Source organism: Streptosporangium sp. NPDC049046 (assembly GCF_040649155.1).
GTDB lineage: Bacteria > Actinomycetota > Actinomycetes > Streptosporangiales > Streptosporangiaceae > Streptosporangium.
This window is the reverse complement of record NZ_JBEZEZ010000029.1, coordinates 55,885-71,722: the sequence shown is the minus strand read 5'-3', so window position 1 is coordinate 71,722 and position 15,838 is coordinate 55,885. Positions and strand designations below refer to the sequence as shown.

Genomic DNA, 15,838 nt, shown 5'->3' with positions numbered 1-15,838 from the left:
TGGGAAATTGTCCTCGGGAATGCCGGAGGTGCCTTTTCGTGGACGTCGGCATGTCTCGCGTACGGGAGCAGCGCTTTCCAGGCGCGACGGCCTTTCGGAAGGACGACCTTCGAAAGGGCGGCCTTCGGCTCCTCAGGGGAAGGAAAGGCGTTCTCCCGGTACGGCGAAAGGCCCGGAGGGGCTCCGGGACGATTCAGCCGACGGTGGAGGCGGGCGGTGCGCGCCCCGGCCTGACGAGCAGGGCCGCGAGCGGGCGGGTGTCGTCGTCGCGGGCCGGACGGGTGCTCCGGCCGGTGGCGAGGGAGAGGTGCCGGAGGTCGGACGGCGGGGTCGCGAGCGGATGGCCGCCCCCGCCCCCCAGCAGGCCGATCCCCGCGACGGAGAGACCGGAGACGAGGGCGTTCCTGTGCCCGACGTCGGAGACCGGTCGGGAGGGCCGCTGGTGCTCGCCGGAGACCTGGGCGACGGTGGAGTGCCGCAGGAGGACGGCGGCGCCGCCCCCGCTCAGCCCTCCGGAGACGAGCATCGGCAGCAGGAGGGCGAGCAGCCAGCCGAAGGGCGCGCCGCGCCTCAGCTGTCGCATGATCTCCTCCTGGCCATCCGTCCACCGTAACGTGTCGGAGGCCCCGCGATCTCATCGACGTCGACCCAGTGTCGGCGTTGTCTCATAAAAAGGTCAAGGGAGGGTAGTGCGGACGCATGCGCCTCACCTATACAGCTGATCTGTGGTGGAAGAACGCCGTCGTCTACTGCCTGGACGTGGAGACCTACAAGGACGGGAACGGTGACGGCATCGGTGATTTCCGGGGCCTGACCCAGGAGATCGACCATCTGGACCGGCTCGGGGTGACCTGCATCTGGTTGATGCCGTTCTATGCCACCCCCAGCCGCGACGACGGTTACGACGTCAGCGACTTCTACGCGATCGATCCCCGGCTGGGCACCCTTGGCGACTTCGTGGAGTTCATGCGCACCGCCAGGGACCGGGGGATGCGGGTGATCGCCGATCTGGTGGTCAACCACACCTCCGACGAGCACCCCTGGTTCAAGGAGGCCCGCTCCAGCCGCGACTCCGCCAAGCGCGACTGGTACATCTGGCAGGACGAGCCCGACCCCGTCGATCCCAAGGCGATCGTCTTCCCCGACAAGGAGGACAGCCTCTGGGAGCTGGACAAGAAGACCGGCCAGTACTACTACCACAGCTTCTACAAGACCCAGCCCGACCTGAACACGGCGAACCCGCAGGTCCGCGACGAGATCGCGCGCATCGTGGGCTTCTGGATGGAGCTCGGCCTGTCGGGCTTCCGGGTGGACGCGGTGCCGTTCCTGATCGAGGAGATCAGCGGCGACCCGCACGAGTTCCTCGCCGACCTGCGCGCCTTCATGAACCGCCGCGACGGCTCCTCGATCCTGCTGGGCGAGGTGAACCTGCCCTACCCGGAGTTGCTGAAGTACTTCGGCGACTCGGGGAACGGCGACGAGGTCACCATGTGCTTCGACTTCATCGCCATGCAACGCTTCTACCTGTCGATGGCCCGCCAGAACCCCGAAGCCCTCGCCGACGCGCTGCGCGACCGGCCGGACCCGCCCGACGACTCCCAGTGGGCGATGTTCGTCCGCAACCACGACGAGCTGACCCTGGACAAGCTCACCGAGGCGCAGAAGCACGAGGTCTTCGACGCCTTCGGCCCCGACAAGAACATGCAGCTGTACGACCGGGGCCTGCGCCGTCGCGTTCCGCCGATGCTCGGCGGCGACATGCGGCGGATCAAACTGGCCTACAGCGTGCTGTTCTCCCTGCCGGGCACACCGGTGCTCTTCTACGGCGAGGAGATCGGCCTCGGTGAGAACCTGAAGGCCGAGGGCCGGATGGCGGTCCGGGTCCCGATGCAGTGGTCGGCGAAGGGCGGCTTCTCGCCCAACCCCAAGACCAAGGTCTCCGCGCCCGCCGGCAAGTTCGGCCCGCGCAACGTCAACGTCGAGGACCAGCGCCGCGACCCGGACTCGCTGCTGAAGTGGATCATGCTGCTGATCGAGCGCTACCGGGAGTCGCCCGAGCTGGCCTGGGGGAAGTACGAGATCCTGGACGCCGGTGACACGGCGGTGCTGGCCCACCGGGCCGACGCCGAGCGCGGCACCGTGGTCGCCGTCCACAACTTCGCCGACCGCGAGGCGAAGGTGGATCTCGTGCTCGAAGGTCTCGGCGACCGCGACAAGCTGGTCGACCTGCTGGTGGACGGCACCCTCGATCTGCCCGCCGACGGCCGGGTGAAGTTCACCCTGGAGCCGTACGGCACCCGCTGGCTCCGTACCTCCCTCCGTGACGCGGCGCCGGAGGAGACCTCGGTCAAGAGCGAGTGACCCGACCGGGAGACCACCTCGGACCACGTCCGGGGTGGCCGTCCTGCGGGACGGCCCGCTCGCCGTCCTGCGGGCCGTCCCGGTCCCCGGCTTGCTCGCCGTTCTGCGGGCCGGCTCGCTCGCTGTCCCGTTTCCCGTCCTATTTCCCTTTCCGCTCGACCTCCCGCTCCCCGTGGCGCTCTCCGCCGCGTTCCCCTTCCCGTCCCCCGGGCCAGGCGAGCATCGCGAGCTCGGCGATCCGTTCCAGCTCCTGCCGGGTCGCGCCGTCGCGGGACTGGGTGGACATGCCCTGGATCGTGGCCGCGTAGAACATGGCCAGGGCTCCGACGTCGGTGTCCTGGGGTAGCAGGCCCGCCGCCACGTCCGAGGCGATGCGTGCCGCGATCGCCGACTTGGCGCCCTCCCTGATCTCGCGCATCGTCTCCCGCACGTCGGCCGACTCCGGGCCGACGTTGACCGCCGCACTGATGACCAGGCAGCCGGGCGGATGGCTGGGGTCCGCGTAGTCGATCGCGGCCTGACGCAGCATCCTGGCGATCGCCGCCCGCGCGGTCGGCTCCTCGGCGAGTGCCGCCGGGGCGAAGTCATGCGTTCGGTAGCGCGCGACGACCTCGTCGAACAGGCGTCGCTTGTCGCCGAAGGCGGCGTACAGGCTGGGCGGCCGGATGCCCATCGCGGTGGTGAGGGAGGCGATGGAGGTGGCCTCGTAGCCGTGCCGCCAGAACTCCAGCATCGCCGTCTCCAGCGCGGCGTCACGGTCGAAGGCTCGTTTCCTGCTCACCGGAGCATTGTATAGCGATCGCTAAAAAACCCTGCTACGGTTCCGTTTTGTAGCGATCGCTAAAAATGGGAGGCGATGTGAGAACCGCGTTGGTGACGGGCGCGAGCAGGGGAATCGGCAGGGCGATCGCCCTGCGGCTCGGACGCGAGAAGGTGCGGGTGGCCGTCCACTACGCCAGGGACGAGGCGGCGGCGGGGGACGTCGTGACGGCGATCGCCGAGGCCGGGGGAGAGGCCTTCCCGGTCAGGGCGGAGCTCGGTGTGGAGGGGGACGTGGAGACGCTCTTCACCGCCCTGGAGAAGGAGGTGGAAGGGCTCGACATCCTCGTCAACAATGCGGGGATCGTCATTCGCGCGGGCATCGCGGAGACCACGCCCGAGGCGTACGACAGGATGTTCGCCATCAACGTCAGGGCGCCGTTCTTCATCATCCAGCGGGCACTGCCACTCCTGCGCGACGGCGGGCGCATCGTCAACATCAGCTCCGGTGTGACCAGGATCGCCTCCCCCGATATCGCCGCCTACGTCGCGACGAAGGGGGCGATAGAAACGCTGAACCGGACGCTGGCCAAGAAACTCGGTCCGCGCGGGATCACGGTGAACTCGGTCTCGCCGGGCCTCACCGACACCGACATGAACGCGGGCTGGCTGCGGGGCAACCTCGAAGCCGAGGGTTACGCGGCCGAACTGACGGCCCTCGGCAGGGTCGGCGTAGCGGAGGACATCGCCGACGTCGTCGCCTTCGTCGTCTCCGACGACGCCCGCTGGGTGACCGGCACCACCATCGACGCCACCGGTGGCGCCGTCCTCTGAGCTCCGCCCGGCCCCACGTGCGGGGCCGCGCGTCCAGAGCGACGAGGTCGTGCGGCCCCTCTGAGGAACACCGCGTGCTCTAGCGGGCCAGGCGGTCCAGCAGCTCGCCGAGCAGCGCGCGTTCGCCAGGGGTGAGGTCGCCCGGGTCGTTGCCGACCAGCGCACGCAACGTCAGTGCGGCGCTCGCACGGGTCGCGGGGGCGTCGGCGGAGGGCGTGTGCAGGACTCCGGCCAGCGCGGCCTCGCGGACGCGTCCGGACAGCCTGAAGTCCGGCTCCGGCTGGCTGATCAAGGTGAGCGTGATGCCGACGTTGGCGGCAAGCACCTGTTCGGCGGCTTCGTCTGCCGGCACCTTGAGCAGGCCCTGGGCGGCGGCGGCGGTCAACCGCTCGCGCAACGCGGCGTGCGCGGGAGCGGTGACGGCGCAGGGCTTTCCCGGCTCGGCGCGGCCGTAAAGCAGCCCGTAGAACGACGGGTGCTCCAGCCCGAACCGCACGTGCCTGTCCCAGCCCTCGCGCAGGTCGTCCAGCGGGTCGCCAGAGCTCTCGACCGCGGTGTACTGGGTGAAGCCGTGGTTCAGTACGGCGTCGATCAGGCCCTGCTTGCTGCCGAAGTGGTGGTACAGCGTCGGGGCCTGCACCCCGGCGCGTTCGCACACCGCCCTCGTGGACACCGTGCCGCCGCCCTCCAGCAACTCCGCCGCGACGAGCAGGAGTCGATCCCGTGCGTTCTGCATGCTTGCTACAGTAGCTTATATAGCGCTACATTGCCCGCTATAGCGAGAGGAGAAGTCCATGAGGACTTGGTTCGTCACTGGCGGGACACCCGGAGGGTTCGGCCTGGTCTATGCCGAGGCTGCACTGAAACAGGGCGATCAGGTGGTGGTGACAGCACGTCGGCCCTCTGAACTGCAGGAATGGGCTGAACCGCACGGCGACCGTGTGCTGGTTCTCCAGCTCGATGTCACCGATGCCGAGCAGGTGCGTGCGGCGGTCAAGACGGCAGAGGAGCGGTTCGGCGGGATCGACGTGCTCGTCAACAACGCGGGCCGTGGCTGGTTCGGCTCGGTCGAGGGGGCCCCCGACGAGACGATCCGCCGCACGTTCGACCTCAACCTGTTCGCCGTGGTCGAGGTGATACGCGCGGTCCTGCCTGGTATGCGGGCACGCGGCGACGGCTGGATCGTGAACATGTCGTCGGTGGCAGGCCTCGTCGGCGCACAGGGTTTCGGCTACTACTCGGCGGCGAAGTTCGCGCTCGAAGGACTGTCGGAGACACTGCGCCATGAAATTGAGCCGTTCGGTGTGCGCGTGCTCGTCGTAGAGCCGGGAGCGTTCCGCACCAAGGCTTTCGCCGGCTTCCAGAACGAGCCCGTCAACGAGACCGTCGACGCCTACGTGCCGCTGGTCGAGGGCGTCAAGGCGGCGTTCGTGGAACATGACGGCAAGCAAGAAGGTGACCCTGAACGCGGAGTGCAGGCCGTGATCAGCGCGATGAACGCACCCGTTCCGCCGCAACGGATCGTGCTCGGCAACTCTGGCTACGACGTCGTTGTTGCGATGCACGAGAACGCACTCGTGGAGCTGCGCGCGAACGAAAAGCTCTCGCGCGGTGCGGACTTCTAAGCCTGTTGCCAGAACGTGAGGAGCCTCGTCGGGGTGGGTTGAGTTACCACACAACCGACCCGACGAAGCCTTCATCAGTATGCGCCCCGCGCATGTCTATGCCGACTTGACCCCTGCTCGGCACCTCGAGCCGGTCACCGCGCTGCACGGCGTGCGGCGGGTCGCCGCCCGCATCGTCATTGTGCTGCTGAGGTGCTGCAGGGACGTACCAGGACGCGCCCGCGTCCTGGCACCCGAGAAGACCGGAGAGCAGAAATGGACGACATCACCCTTCCCAAGGCTGTCGAGAACTTCATCGCGGCCACCAACGCGCACGACGCCAACGCGCTGGCCGCGGTCTTCGGCGACGGGGCCACCGTGCGCGATGACGGGACGACCTACGCCGGCGAGGCCGAGATCCGCGAGTGGATCCAGGGGCACCTGATCAACCCCAAGATCGTGATCACGCCGACCTCGTTCGCGGGCGACCGTCTGGTGGCCTCCGGGGACGGTGAGTTCCCCGGAGGGCCTCTGTCCTTCGCGTTCGTGTTCGGCATCAAAAACGACCAGGTCACCGACCTCGCGATCGACCCCGTCTGACTCGTCACCCCGGCATCCGTCATGCTCTGGCTCCGCCATTTTGAATTGTCAGACAGGCCTTAGCGGGCTTCCTGGGGGTCGGCGGCCTCTCCCAGCTCGGTGAAGAGCGTGAGCTGGAGCCCGGCCGGACCCTCAAGGCGGGAGTTGAGCGAGTTCCACGGGGTCCGGACGGGTTCGGCGATCACCGTGGCGCCGGCCCCGGCCAGCTCGGCGGTGACGGCGGGCGAGTCGTCCACCTCGAACGCCACCCGGATGTGCCCGGCCACCCTCCGCCCCACCTCGACCCGGTCGATGAACTCCGCCTGCGACGGGTCGGCGATCTCCAGGGTGGCCCGCCCCGCCTCCAGGATCGTCACCCGGCCGTCGGGCGAGGAGTACGCGGCCCGCTCGGGCAGGCCGAGCACGTCGCGGTAGAAGCGCAACGCCTCGTCGTAGTCGTCGGCGGTGACGACCAGGCGCAGCTCTCGAACGGTCATGACGGCTCCCAGGGTGATCGCGGATCTCTCGACCACGACAGCACGACCACCGGCGTCCGGCATTCCCGCGGCCCGGGTCGTTGGCCGGTGTTTCGCCTTCTCGCCGGGGCGTAACGCCTTGTGGCGCTCCCCCCGAGGCGGCGTGCCCCGGTTTGCCGCGCCCCGTCGCGGGGGTCGGTCGGCCCGGATGTGAGGACATCTCCCGATGCGCATATGCTGCGCATCGTCGTTTTCATGTCAGGCAGTGCCTAAAAGGGGCCAAGCGTCCAGAGGGAGAAGCTCACCGTGTACAAGGAGTTCGCGATCGAGGCCGTGGTCTGGGTGATCCCCGTCGTAGTGCTGCTCGGACTCGCTTTCATGATCACTGCCTGACCCGGAATCCCGGCGCGGACCTCACCGCCGACGCCGGGATCCTCGAGGAGCTCCGACGCGCCCGGTTCCGTGGGAACGGTTCCTCCAAGGTCGCCGGATGCCCGCGATCGTTCAACGCTCGTGATCACTCGACGCCCGGTACGCGCCTCGCCGGTTTTGTCGTAGGAGCATGCCAAACTTGCGCCACCGTGCCGCGGGTTTCCACGGCACGGGGTCCCCGGCATGCCGGGTCCCCACGGCGCGGTGTTCTCCCGCGTCGCAGGGCGACCGGCCGCCCGTTCCCCCGAGGAGACGTCATGACGACCCCAGGCCAGGGCGACGTTCCCACCGACATCCCCGCCGGCATCGGACGTCCCGCGGGCCGGGCTCTCGCCGCGGCCGGTTACACGACGCTCGTCCAGGTGGCCGCCACGACCGAGAAGGATCTCCTGCGGCTGCACGGCGTGGGCCCCAGGGCGATCCGCCTGCTGCGCGAGGCCCTCGCCGAACGCGGGCTCGCCCTGCCCGCCCGGTAAGCCCATCCGGAGGGCCCGAGCCCCGGGAAGCCTGGAGGACCCGAGCCGCAGGAAAGACGGCCGGTTCGCCGCCGGGGGAGGTCAGCTGTGGTGCCGCATCTCGGGCCAGAGTCGCGGCCAGGGCAGCAGCGGGTCACGGCAGACGAGGACGGGCAGGTTCTGCTCCTCGTTGGACAGGCCGACGCCGTTGTCGATCCTGCCGCGCTCCTCGCAGGTGGTGAACGCGCGGGCGTAGCCGCCGGGGGAGTCGGTCACCACCACGGCGACCCGGGCGGACGCGGGCGGCGGGCCGCGCCAGTAGAGCTCGTTGTGCCCGCTGTGGACCTCGGGAAGGCCGTACTGGTCGGCGTAGCGGTCCAGCGCCCCGGCCTCGCCGTAGTTGTCGGTGAGGAGCACGGCCCGTGCGCGCTCCTCGGGCGTGAGCCCGTCGACCACCGCCGCGACCCGCGCGGCGAACTCCGGCCATCCGATCGACTCGCGCGCCACCTCGTTGATCCCGGCGACCGGGGTGCCCTCCAGGGCCGAGGGAGGGATCACCGGCAGCGCGATGACGACGGAGGTGACCGCGTTGACCGCGAGCGCGCCGGCGACCAGTACGCGCCGCCCCCCACCTGAGGACATCCACCGGACGACCGGGCCGCACCCCGCCGCGAAGAGCAGCACGAGCAGGCCCGCCACGTAGTCGGGGCGCCCGCCGGAGTAGAGCGTCAGCGCGCAGGCCAGTGGATAGGCGAGGGCGAGGCAGCGCAGGCGGGGTTCTCGCCACAGCCGTACGGCGCCGACCACCTGGAGGACCGCCTGCGGCGGGCCGAGCAGCAGGAGCTGCAGCGGCAGGAAGGCGAGACGGTTGTCGGCGCCCTCGTCCGCCTCCAGCGCCCCGGCCATCACCAGCTGCGGCCAGCCGTGGGTCGCCTGGTAGACCAGGTTGGGCGCGGCGATCACGAGCGCGAGCAGCGCGCCGAGCCAGAGCCCACGCTCCCGCAGCACGTCGCGCGGCCCCGCCACCAGCACACCCACCCCCAGGCTGACCAGGAACAACACGATCAGCTGCCGGTTGTACGTCGCCACCCCCGCGACGGCGCCCACAGCGAGCCACCAGCGGCCGTCGCCACGCAGCGCCCGTACGGCGAACAGCGCCGCCGCGACCCAGAACGGAAGATCGACACCCAGGGTGAGCAGGGAGTGCCCGCCGATCAGAAGCAGGCTCGTGGTGGCGATTCCCGCCGCGGCGACGATCTGCGTCCCGCGGTCGCCGCCGAGCTCCCGGGCCAGGAGGGCGACCAGGACGACGGTGAGCGACGCGATCAGGGCGGGAACGACGCGCAGGGCGACCACGGTGTCGCCGAACACGGCGACCGAGGCCCGCGCGATCAGCGGGGTGAGCGGCGGGGTGTCGAAGTATCCGAGGGCGGGGTGTTCGCCCAGCATCCGGAAGTACAGCTCGTCCCGGTGGTAGCCGTAGCGTGGGCTCGCGACCAGCAGCACGGCGAACGCGGCGAGTGCGACCGCGCCGACGGGCCGCCCGGCGAAGGGGGCGGCCGGTGCGGTCGTGCCTGGGGTGCGCGGGGCGGAGGGGGAGGTGGCGGGCACCCGTTCATCATCGGCTTTCGACGCCGGTGACGCGAGGGGGTTTTCGGTTCGCCCGCCGTTCGATGCGGGAGGTGATTCCGAGCCGCTCGGCATTCGGGGCGGGGGCGATCCCGGGGCGCCTGTTATCCAGGACGGGGAACGACCCCGAGTCGCCTGTTATGATCACCGCGGAAAGCCCGGCGGAGGATGCTCACAAAGAACATCGATTTACGCGACGTGAAACCGATGAACGATTCGAGGGACTGTGCGCCGATGATTCCGGAGAACGATTCGAGGAACCGTGCTGAGATGATTCCGATCGAAGGATGACAAGGGGGGCGGAGACCGATGGACAACGCGGGGTGGGCGGTCGATGTTCCCCAAGGATATCGCGTCGGTGAATGGCGGGTCGGCAGGCCCGTCGCCACGGGGAGTTGGGGGAGCGTCTATGTGGGGGTTCGGGACGGGGAGGACTCGACGCCCTCGGCGTTGAAGTTTCTGCCCACGGGGACGGTCACCCGACGGCAGTTGAAACATCTCATGGAAATGACGCAGCGGGAAATACGTCTGCACAGCAGGCTCCAGCATTCCCGGCTGATTCGATTACACGAAACGCTTGTCGTCGACGACCAGGATAATCCCGATCTCGACGGCGCGTGTGTTCTGGTGATGGACCTGGCGGAACGGTCGCTCGCCGATCTGATTCGAGCGGGGGAACCCGTTCCCGACGCGCCGAGGCTGATCGCCGAGATCTGCGAGGGAATAGCGTACATGCACGCCGAGAAATGGGTGCATGGAGATCTCAAGCCCAACAACGTGCTCATGATGGCCGACGGTTCGATACGTCTCGCCGACTTCGGCCTGACCACCGAGATAGACGGGACCCACGGCTATCTTCCCCCGATGGGCTCGGTGGACCACGTGCCTCCCGAACGCTGGGGCGAGCCCGTGACCGAACGGGGACACGCCGTGCGCTTCTCGGCCGACGTCTGGGCGCTGGGCGTGATGGCGTGCCAGCTGCTCACCGGCCATCTTCCCTTCAGCGCCCCGACCGCCCGCGCGCGCTACGTCGCCGCCGTCGAGTACGCGGCAGGAGAGCGCCCCCTGACGCTCCCGGTCTCGCTTCCCGAGACCTGGCGTTCCTGGGTGAGTGACTGCCTCGCCCCTGACGCGAGGCTCCGGCCCAGTGCGGCCCGCCAGCTCTACCGGGCGCGGGTGCTGGCCGGTACCACCGAGGCCCCGCCGCGGCGCACGGGCATCCGGTTGGCGGGGATGGTGGCCGCGGCCTTTCTGGTACTGGCCGGCGCGTCGGGGGCCGGGATGGTCGACGCGTCCGTGGCCGATCCGTTCGGGCGCTGGTTGCGTGCCGATTCCGACATTCCCCGGGAGTATCGCGCTCTGATCGTCGAAGCCGGCACCATGTGCGACGAGCCGGGCCTGAGCCCGGCGCTGGTCGCCGCGATACTGAAGACGGAGAGCGGCTTCGACGCGCGACTGCACGACGTGGAGAAAGACGAGTACGGCCTCGCGCGCTGGACGCCGTCGGTGCTGCAGTACTACCTGCCCGCCGACCGCCGAGGCGTCATTCTCACCCCGCCCCTGTCGCCGGAGGACACCATCCCCGCCGTCGGCCGCTATCTGTGCGTACGTCTCCCCCTGCTGGCCGGGGTGCCCGGAGATCCAGGCCTCCTGGGAGCCGCGGCCTTCCGCTCCTCCGACGGGGTGATCCGGGAGGAGAACGGGGTTCCCGAACGGTTCCGGTCGTTCGTCGAACGGGTGCGGAAGCACCGGGCCGAATACCAGCCGTGATCGCGTGGAGGGGCGCCGCGGGCGTCGGCCGTGATCGCGTGGAAAGGCGTCGGACGTCAGCCGTGATCGGGCGGAGGGGACGTCCGTGATCGCGCGGAGGGGGCGTCGGCCGTGATCGCGGGGAGGGGGCGCCGGGCGTCAGCCGTGATCACAGGCTCAGTCGCTGCAGGTGCTCCTCCCGCACCAGATCGAAGCGCAGCGCGACGGAGACCAGCGCGGCGCGTTGCCAGTCGGCCTTGCGTGAACCGGCCGACGGTTTGACGCGCAGTTTCTTACGCGCCAGATAGTCGATGTGGAAGTTGACCGCCGCGCGGGTCAGCCCCTCGCAGCCGGGCACCTCGCGCAGCAGTTCCAACACCTCCGGCACCGTCGGGATGACCGAGGAGGCGCAGTCGCGAAGGCGCGGTTCGCAGAGCGCGACCAGCACGAGGAAGTATTTCGCCGTCTCGTCCAGGGAGAAGCTGGAGATCGTCGGCTCGCCGACCGTCAGGCTCTCGGGTGTGTCGGGGTCGATGAAACTGTGCTGCGAGGCGAACACCAGGAAGGAACAGGCGCCGCCCGCCACCGGAAGCACCACGCGGGCGAACTCGAACGGCACGGGCGCCGCGACCCGCCGCGGAGCCACCTTGAGGAACTCCCCTCCGCCTTCGGGATTCTCCACGACCAGGGTGGAATTCCGGCTCAGGTTGGTGAGCAGCCAGTAATCCTCCATGGCATGGATGACCCCGGCCCGCCTGGAGATCTCCGGATGATCCAGCGGAAAGTCGACGGGGACGCTCGCCGTCCCGCGACCAAAAACGATCTCGTGGCCTGGGGAAAGCTCGATGACGGCCGGTTCGGCGCCAGAGCCTTCGGCCTGTAAGAGGATCGTTCGCATCCACCCGCCCTAACAGCACCCTGGAAGCTTCCAGGTTCCCTGGTCCTCAGCCTATGCCGAATGCTGTTCTCGTCCGCACTGGATTTACCGGGGCTCAGCGCGTTGACGGCCGCTGTTCGGCGAGGGCCGAAAACGGCATGAGGTTCCCTCGGGGAACGGAACACCTCGTCCGAGTCAGGACCGTTGAAGCGGTGGCCGGCCCATGGGGACCGGCCACCGTCTCTTTCCCGTCGCCTTTCGGCCGCCGAGCCGAGGAAAAATCCCTCGACGTCCTCCGGGACGTGCTGAGACACTGGCCGCTGCCCGAAGGGCCGAGAGCACCTCGGCCCGGCCGAGCCCTGCCCCGGCCCGCCCATCCAGGTCTGACCTGGTCCGATCGGTCGGCGGACTGGCCTAACCTGTCCTGGTCGCGCATGACCTGACCAATCGCGGGCCGGTGGAGGCGCCGAGCGCGGCGCCGACGGAGGCGGGGCGCGGGGGGATTTTCCGATGATCGTGGTAACGGTAGGTGAATGATGAATCCGGTCGGCGAGAAAGAGATACGCAGAGCCTTCGTCAACTGCTCCAAGGGGGAGGCGAGCAGGATCAACCTGCCCAGGGGCCTGCCCGAGCTCCCCTGGGCCGACCTCGACTTCCTCGGCTGGCGCGATCCCGGTGCTCCCGACCGGGGCTACCTGGTCACCGAGCGGCAGGGCGAGCTCGTCGGCGTCACCCTGCGCGTCGCGCAGGATGTGCGCAGGGGTTTCACCAAGAGCACCGTGTGCTCGATCTGCGTGACCCCCCACTCCGGCAGCGGGGTCGCCCTGTTCGTCGCGCCCAGGGTCGGCGCCGCGGGCCGCCAGGGCAACACGGTCGGCACCTACATCTGCGCCGACCTCGCCTGCTCCCTCTACATGCGGGGCATCAAGCGGTCGGAGGCCGGCGTGCGGTTCGAGGAGACGCTCACCATGGAGGAGCGGATCGCGAGGACCACCGTCAACCTGGACGACTTCCTGGACAAGGTCTTCGACGGAGACCTGCGTTCGGCGTGACCTGATCGCGGTCCGCACGAGGGCGGGTCAGGACAGACAGCCGGAGCAGGCCGCGCCGGTGCCTGGCCGACAAGAAGATGGTTGCGCTTCCCTGAGATCGGGGCGGCGACGGAGTCGGCTGGGAGCGATCAGGCGAGGTCGCGGCGCATCGGCTGGAGCAGCGCGGCCGTGCTCGCCAGCGCGGTGTATCCGAGCAGGATCAACGTCCCGGCCATCGGAGACAACAACTGGACGGGGTCGCTGGACAGTTGCCGGGCCATGGCGTCGGCCACGGCGGTGAAGTCGGTCAGTGCCGCGGTCGCGCCACCGGGTAGCCAGGGGTACAGGTTGCGGACACCGGGGATCATGATGAGCAGCAGCTCCGCCCCGTACAGGTAGCCGATCACCACGCACAACGCCGCGATCTGTTGGCGAATCAGCGCGCCCATGCCCACGCCGAGCACTGTGTAGGCGACCATCGCGACCGCCAGGCGGCCCAGCAGCTCGATGACGGTCCCGGCGGGCAGCCCCAGGCTGATGCCGCGGGCCGCGGCGGCGCCGAACAACGCCACAGCAGCGGTGCCCGACAGGACGAGCCCGTAGATCATGCCCGCCAGACCGTAGGTGATGAGCTTGGCGGCCAGCACCCGCCAGCGCTCCGGCGCGAACAGGAACGTGAAGTTGATGGTCCGGTGCCGGTATTCCGAGGTCACGGCCAGGGTGCCGATCGCGGCGGGGATGAAGGCGGTGAAGCTGAGGAAGCCGACAACGGCTCGCACTCCGGCTTCGGTGTGCAGCCCTGGCATCGGGGGGTCGAAGTTCTCCGGTCCGACGAGGGCAAGCAGTCCGATCAGGCCGCCGCCGAGGAGGGCGGCCACGAGTAGGGTGCCCAGCCACATCCGGGTGGCGAGCAGCCTGCGGAGCTCCGCGTGGATGAGGGGCTTCATGCGTTCGTCCGTTCGCCGGTCAGTTCGAGGAAGATCTCCTCCAGGCTGCGGTGTTCGGTGGTCAGGCCGTGGACGCGCAACCCGTGAGCGGCGGCCAGATCGGCGATCTGGGCCGGGTCGAGACCGTGGACGCGTAGGTTCTGCGGGCCGGTCGCGTCCACCTGGTGGGCCTGGCGTGACAGGATCGGCCGCAGTTCGGCGGCGTCGGGCGTGCGTACCAGCACGGCTTGCGTCGTATCGGACAGCTCACGCAGGGAGCCTGCGGCCAGCAACCGCCCCTGCCTGATGACCACCACGTCGTCGACGACCTGCTGGACCTCGCTGAGCACGTGGCTGGAGACCAGGATGGTGCGGCCCTCATCGGCCAGATCGCGCAGGAAGGACCGCAGCCACGCGATGCCCTCGGGGTCCAGGCCGTTGCTCGGCTCGTCCAGCAGCAAGACGTGGGGGTCGCCCAGCAGAGCGGTGGCCAGGTTGAGCCGCTGCCGCATGCCGGTGGAGAAACCGCCCGTCCTGCGCCCGGCGGCCCCGGCCAGGCCCAGAAGGCTGAGCAGGTCCTCGACCCGGCCACTGGGGTATCCGCCCATCGCGGCGTAGATTCGCAGGTGGTCCCTTGCCGAGTGGTGCGGATGGAAGGAGGCGGCGTCGAAGACCGCGCCTACCACGGTGGTTGGACGAGGGATGTCGCGGTAGCGTCGTCCACCGATCGTCACGCTGCCGGACGTGGGCACGACATGGTCGATCATCATGCGCATGGTCGTGGTCTTGCCGGCCCCGTTGGGGCCGAGGAAGGCGGTGACCGCTCCCGGTCTGACGGTGAAGCTGAGGTCGTCGACGGCGGTGAGCGCACCGTACCTCTTCGTCAGGTTACGGACCTCGATGCCGCTCATGAGGCCACGGCCCGGATCGCCTCGACGAGCCGGTCGGTGTCGGGGGCCGAGATGACGACTTCGTCGAATTCGCCGCCGGAGCTCGCGCGATCCAGCAGCAGGTGCACTCCGGGCAGGTGGCGGTTGACCGACACCAGTTGCCGTGGACCACCGTAGAGGCCCCACACGCCGATCTTGGTGTGGCCTGACACGGTCAGTCCCCTTCTTGCGCCGCGCGGGACACGCAGCGGCTGATCCGCGGCGATCGCCTGTCGTACCGCTGCCAGGGGAATGGTGTGCCGGGCGCGGCCGACGAAGAATCGCTCCCACGGGCCGAACTCCATAATGATCGAACCGTCTTTGATGGTCACCGTCGCCATGTGTCAGCCTTCTTTCGTCAGAGGAAGGAGAATCGTCGCCAGCAACCGGGCCGTGCGGCCTCGTCCCGGCTCGTTGGTGAGCAGGGGCTGGACCAACTCGGCGAACCCCTGCGCGAAGCGGATGAACTCCTCGTCATCCAGGTGCAGCACCAGCTGCTGGTAGCCGGCGCCGTCGGCAGCCAGGTCGACGTGCTCCCTGGCGAGGTAGCGCGAGAACTCCGACAGCAGGCTGCTGACGAACGCGGTGAAATACCGCGCGTGATCTTCGGTGGAAGTCGAAGCCAGCGCTTCGGCGGTGGGGGTCACCCCGCCTTGCGCCACGGCGTAAATCCGCTCCGTCGCTCCTCCGACCTTGCGTTCGTCCACCACCTCCAGAAGACCCGCCTTGGCCAGCGTGGCGATCTGCCGGTACAGCGTCGCCTGTGGCACGTCGGGCAGCAGGCCCGCCAGATCGGATGCCGTGCGACGGCCGCCGGCCACGGCGCCCAGGATGCGGATGCGCACGGGATGGAGCGCCAACTCGGCCCAGCGCCCTGTCGAAGTACTCACGATCAGAACATTATCACTATCGATAATGAGAAAGACATGGGGATGCGAACACGTGAGCTTGATCGCTGTCGGCGTGATCCCACCCGGACATGATCGGCCCGACACCTACGCCGACGCGGTAGATGAAGGCCGCCATCGCCTGGTGGCGCAGCCGTGGCCGGCGGCCCCCGGCCGGCCTCGGCCCAGCCGGCCTCCTCGGCGAGTCGATGAGCGCGCCGCCCATTCACGGGACCGCACGAGGACCGTGACCATGGCCGGTGCGACCGTGTTCACCCCCGTGGGAAGACCGGGCGGGAAGGAGCGTCCT

Annotated in this window: 17 protein-coding genes; 7 read left to right on the top strand and 10 right to left on the bottom strand. The window is 69.2% G+C overall.

Going from position 1 to position 15,838, the window contains the following annotated elements:
• Nucleotides 1-193: 193 nt before the first annotated feature.
• Nucleotides 194-583, bottom strand: a complete 390-nt coding sequence (locus AB0B96_RS32415; RefSeq protein WP_362904886.1) for a hypothetical protein — start codon at nucleotides 581-583, stop codon at nucleotides 194-196.
• A 116-nt stretch (nucleotides 584-699) separates the two neighbouring features.
• On the opposite strand from AB0B96_RS32415, the gene AB0B96_RS32410 reads away from it, so the two are divergent.
• Nucleotides 700-2,361 (top strand): alpha-amylase family protein, encoded by a 1,662-nt coding sequence (locus AB0B96_RS32410; protein WP_362904884.1) that lies wholly within the window; start codon nucleotides 700-702, stop codon nucleotides 2,359-2,361.
• Between the two features lie 139 nt (nucleotides 2,362-2,500).
• On the opposite strand, the gene AB0B96_RS32405 is transcribed toward AB0B96_RS32410, so the two are convergent.
• Nucleotides 2,501-3,142 carry a TetR/AcrR family transcriptional regulator gene (locus tag AB0B96_RS32405; protein ID WP_362904882.1) on the bottom strand — a complete coding sequence of 214 codons (642 nt, stop codon included), beginning with the start codon at nucleotides 3,140-3,142 and terminating at the stop codon, nucleotides 2,501-2,503.
• Nucleotides 3,143-3,219: 77 nt separating this feature from the next.
• Between AB0B96_RS32405 and AB0B96_RS32400 the strand changes: the two genes are divergently transcribed.
• Nucleotides 3,220-3,954 (top strand): SDR family oxidoreductase, encoded by a 735-nt coding sequence (locus tag AB0B96_RS32400; RefSeq protein ID WP_362904880.1) that lies wholly within the window; start codon nucleotides 3,220-3,222, stop codon nucleotides 3,952-3,954.
• 79 nt (nucleotides 3,955-4,033) lie between these two features.
• Here AB0B96_RS32400 and AB0B96_RS32395 read toward each other — a convergent pair whose 3' ends face one another.
• Nucleotides 4,034-4,690, bottom strand: a complete 657-nt coding sequence (locus AB0B96_RS32395) for a TetR/AcrR family transcriptional regulator (protein ID WP_362904878.1) — start codon at nucleotides 4,688-4,690, stop codon at nucleotides 4,034-4,036.
• A 58-nt stretch (nucleotides 4,691-4,748) separates the two neighbouring features.
• Between AB0B96_RS32395 and AB0B96_RS32390 the strand changes: the two genes are divergently transcribed.
• Nucleotides 4,749-5,579, top strand: coding sequence for an SDR family NAD(P)-dependent oxidoreductase (locus AB0B96_RS32390; protein ID WP_362904876.1), 831 nt, complete (start codon nucleotides 4,749-4,751; stop codon nucleotides 5,577-5,579).
• A 255-nt stretch (nucleotides 5,580-5,834) separates the two neighbouring features.
• Nucleotides 5,835-6,158: a nuclear transport factor 2 family protein gene (locus AB0B96_RS32385; RefSeq protein ID WP_362904874.1), complete on the top strand. Its 324-nt coding sequence runs from the start codon at nucleotides 5,835-5,837 to the stop codon at nucleotides 6,156-6,158.
• Between the two features lie 59 nt (nucleotides 6,159-6,217).
• Here the strand turns inward: AB0B96_RS32385 and AB0B96_RS32380 are convergent, their stop codons facing one another.
• On the bottom strand, nucleotides 6,218-6,634 hold the full coding sequence (locus AB0B96_RS32380) for a VOC family protein (RefSeq protein WP_362904872.1): 417 nt from the start codon (nucleotides 6,632-6,634) through the stop codon (nucleotides 6,218-6,220).
• Between the two features lie 668 nt (nucleotides 6,635-7,302).
• On the opposite strand from AB0B96_RS32380, the gene AB0B96_RS32375 reads away from it, so the two are divergent.
• Complete coding sequence (locus AB0B96_RS32375; protein ID WP_362904870.1) at nucleotides 7,303-7,521, top strand: helix-hairpin-helix domain-containing protein; 219 nt, start codon at nucleotides 7,303-7,305, stop codon at nucleotides 7,519-7,521.
• 81 nt (nucleotides 7,522-7,602) lie between these two features.
• On the opposite strand, the gene AB0B96_RS32370 is transcribed toward AB0B96_RS32375, so the two are convergent.
• Entirely contained in the window at nucleotides 7,603-9,111 is a 1,509-nt protein-coding gene (locus AB0B96_RS32370; RefSeq protein ID WP_362904868.1) for a glycosyltransferase family 39 protein, read from the bottom strand.
• 327 nt (nucleotides 9,112-9,438) lie between these two features.
• Between AB0B96_RS32370 and AB0B96_RS32365 the strand changes: the two genes are divergently transcribed.
• Nucleotides 9,439-10,899, top strand: coding sequence for a serine/threonine-protein kinase (locus AB0B96_RS32365; protein WP_362904866.1), 1,461 nt, complete (start codon nucleotides 9,439-9,441; stop codon nucleotides 10,897-10,899).
• Between the two features lie 148 nt (nucleotides 10,900-11,047).
• Here the strand turns inward: AB0B96_RS32365 and AB0B96_RS32360 are convergent, their stop codons facing one another.
• Nucleotides 11,048-11,776 carry a hypothetical protein gene (locus AB0B96_RS32360; RefSeq protein ID WP_362904864.1) on the bottom strand — a complete coding sequence of 243 codons (729 nt, stop codon included), beginning with the start codon at nucleotides 11,774-11,776 and terminating at the stop codon, nucleotides 11,048-11,050.
• A 512-nt stretch (nucleotides 11,777-12,288) separates the two neighbouring features.
• On the opposite strand from AB0B96_RS32360, the gene AB0B96_RS32355 reads away from it, so the two are divergent.
• Nucleotides 12,289-12,807 carry an FBP domain-containing protein gene (locus AB0B96_RS32355; protein ID WP_362904862.1) on the top strand — a complete coding sequence of 173 codons (519 nt, stop codon included), beginning with the start codon at nucleotides 12,289-12,291 and terminating at the stop codon, nucleotides 12,805-12,807.
• Nucleotides 12,808-12,935: 128 nt separating this feature from the next.
• On the opposite strand, the gene AB0B96_RS32350 is transcribed toward AB0B96_RS32355, so the two are convergent.
• Genes AB0B96_RS32350 through AB0B96_RS32335 form a run of 4 tightly spaced genes read right to left on the bottom strand, consistent with a single transcriptional unit; the run spans nucleotide 12,936 to nucleotide 15,531 of the window.
• A complete protein-coding gene (locus AB0B96_RS32350; RefSeq protein ID WP_362904860.1) occupies nucleotides 12,936-13,733 on the bottom strand; it encodes an ABC transporter permease in 798 nt (265 codons plus the stop codon).
• Complete coding sequence (locus AB0B96_RS32345) at nucleotides 13,730-14,623, bottom strand: ATP-binding cassette domain-containing protein (RefSeq protein ID WP_362904858.1); 894 nt, start codon at nucleotides 14,621-14,623, stop codon at nucleotides 13,730-13,732. The genes AB0B96_RS32350 and AB0B96_RS32345 overlap by 4 nt, the downstream gene beginning before the upstream one ends.
• The gene (locus AB0B96_RS32340; RefSeq protein ID WP_362904856.1) at nucleotides 14,620-14,982 is read right to left on the bottom strand and encodes a hypothetical protein; all 363 of its coding nucleotides are present in this window, start codon (nucleotides 14,980-14,982) and stop codon (nucleotides 14,620-14,622) included. Before AB0B96_RS32340 ends, AB0B96_RS32345 begins: the two co-directional genes overlap by 4 nt.
• 3 nt (nucleotides 14,983-14,985) lie before the next feature.
• Nucleotides 14,986-15,531: a helix-turn-helix domain-containing protein gene (locus AB0B96_RS32335; protein WP_362904854.1), complete on the bottom strand. Its 546-nt coding sequence runs from the start codon at nucleotides 15,529-15,531 to the stop codon at nucleotides 14,986-14,988.
• Nucleotides 15,532-15,838: the final 307 nt, after the last annotated feature.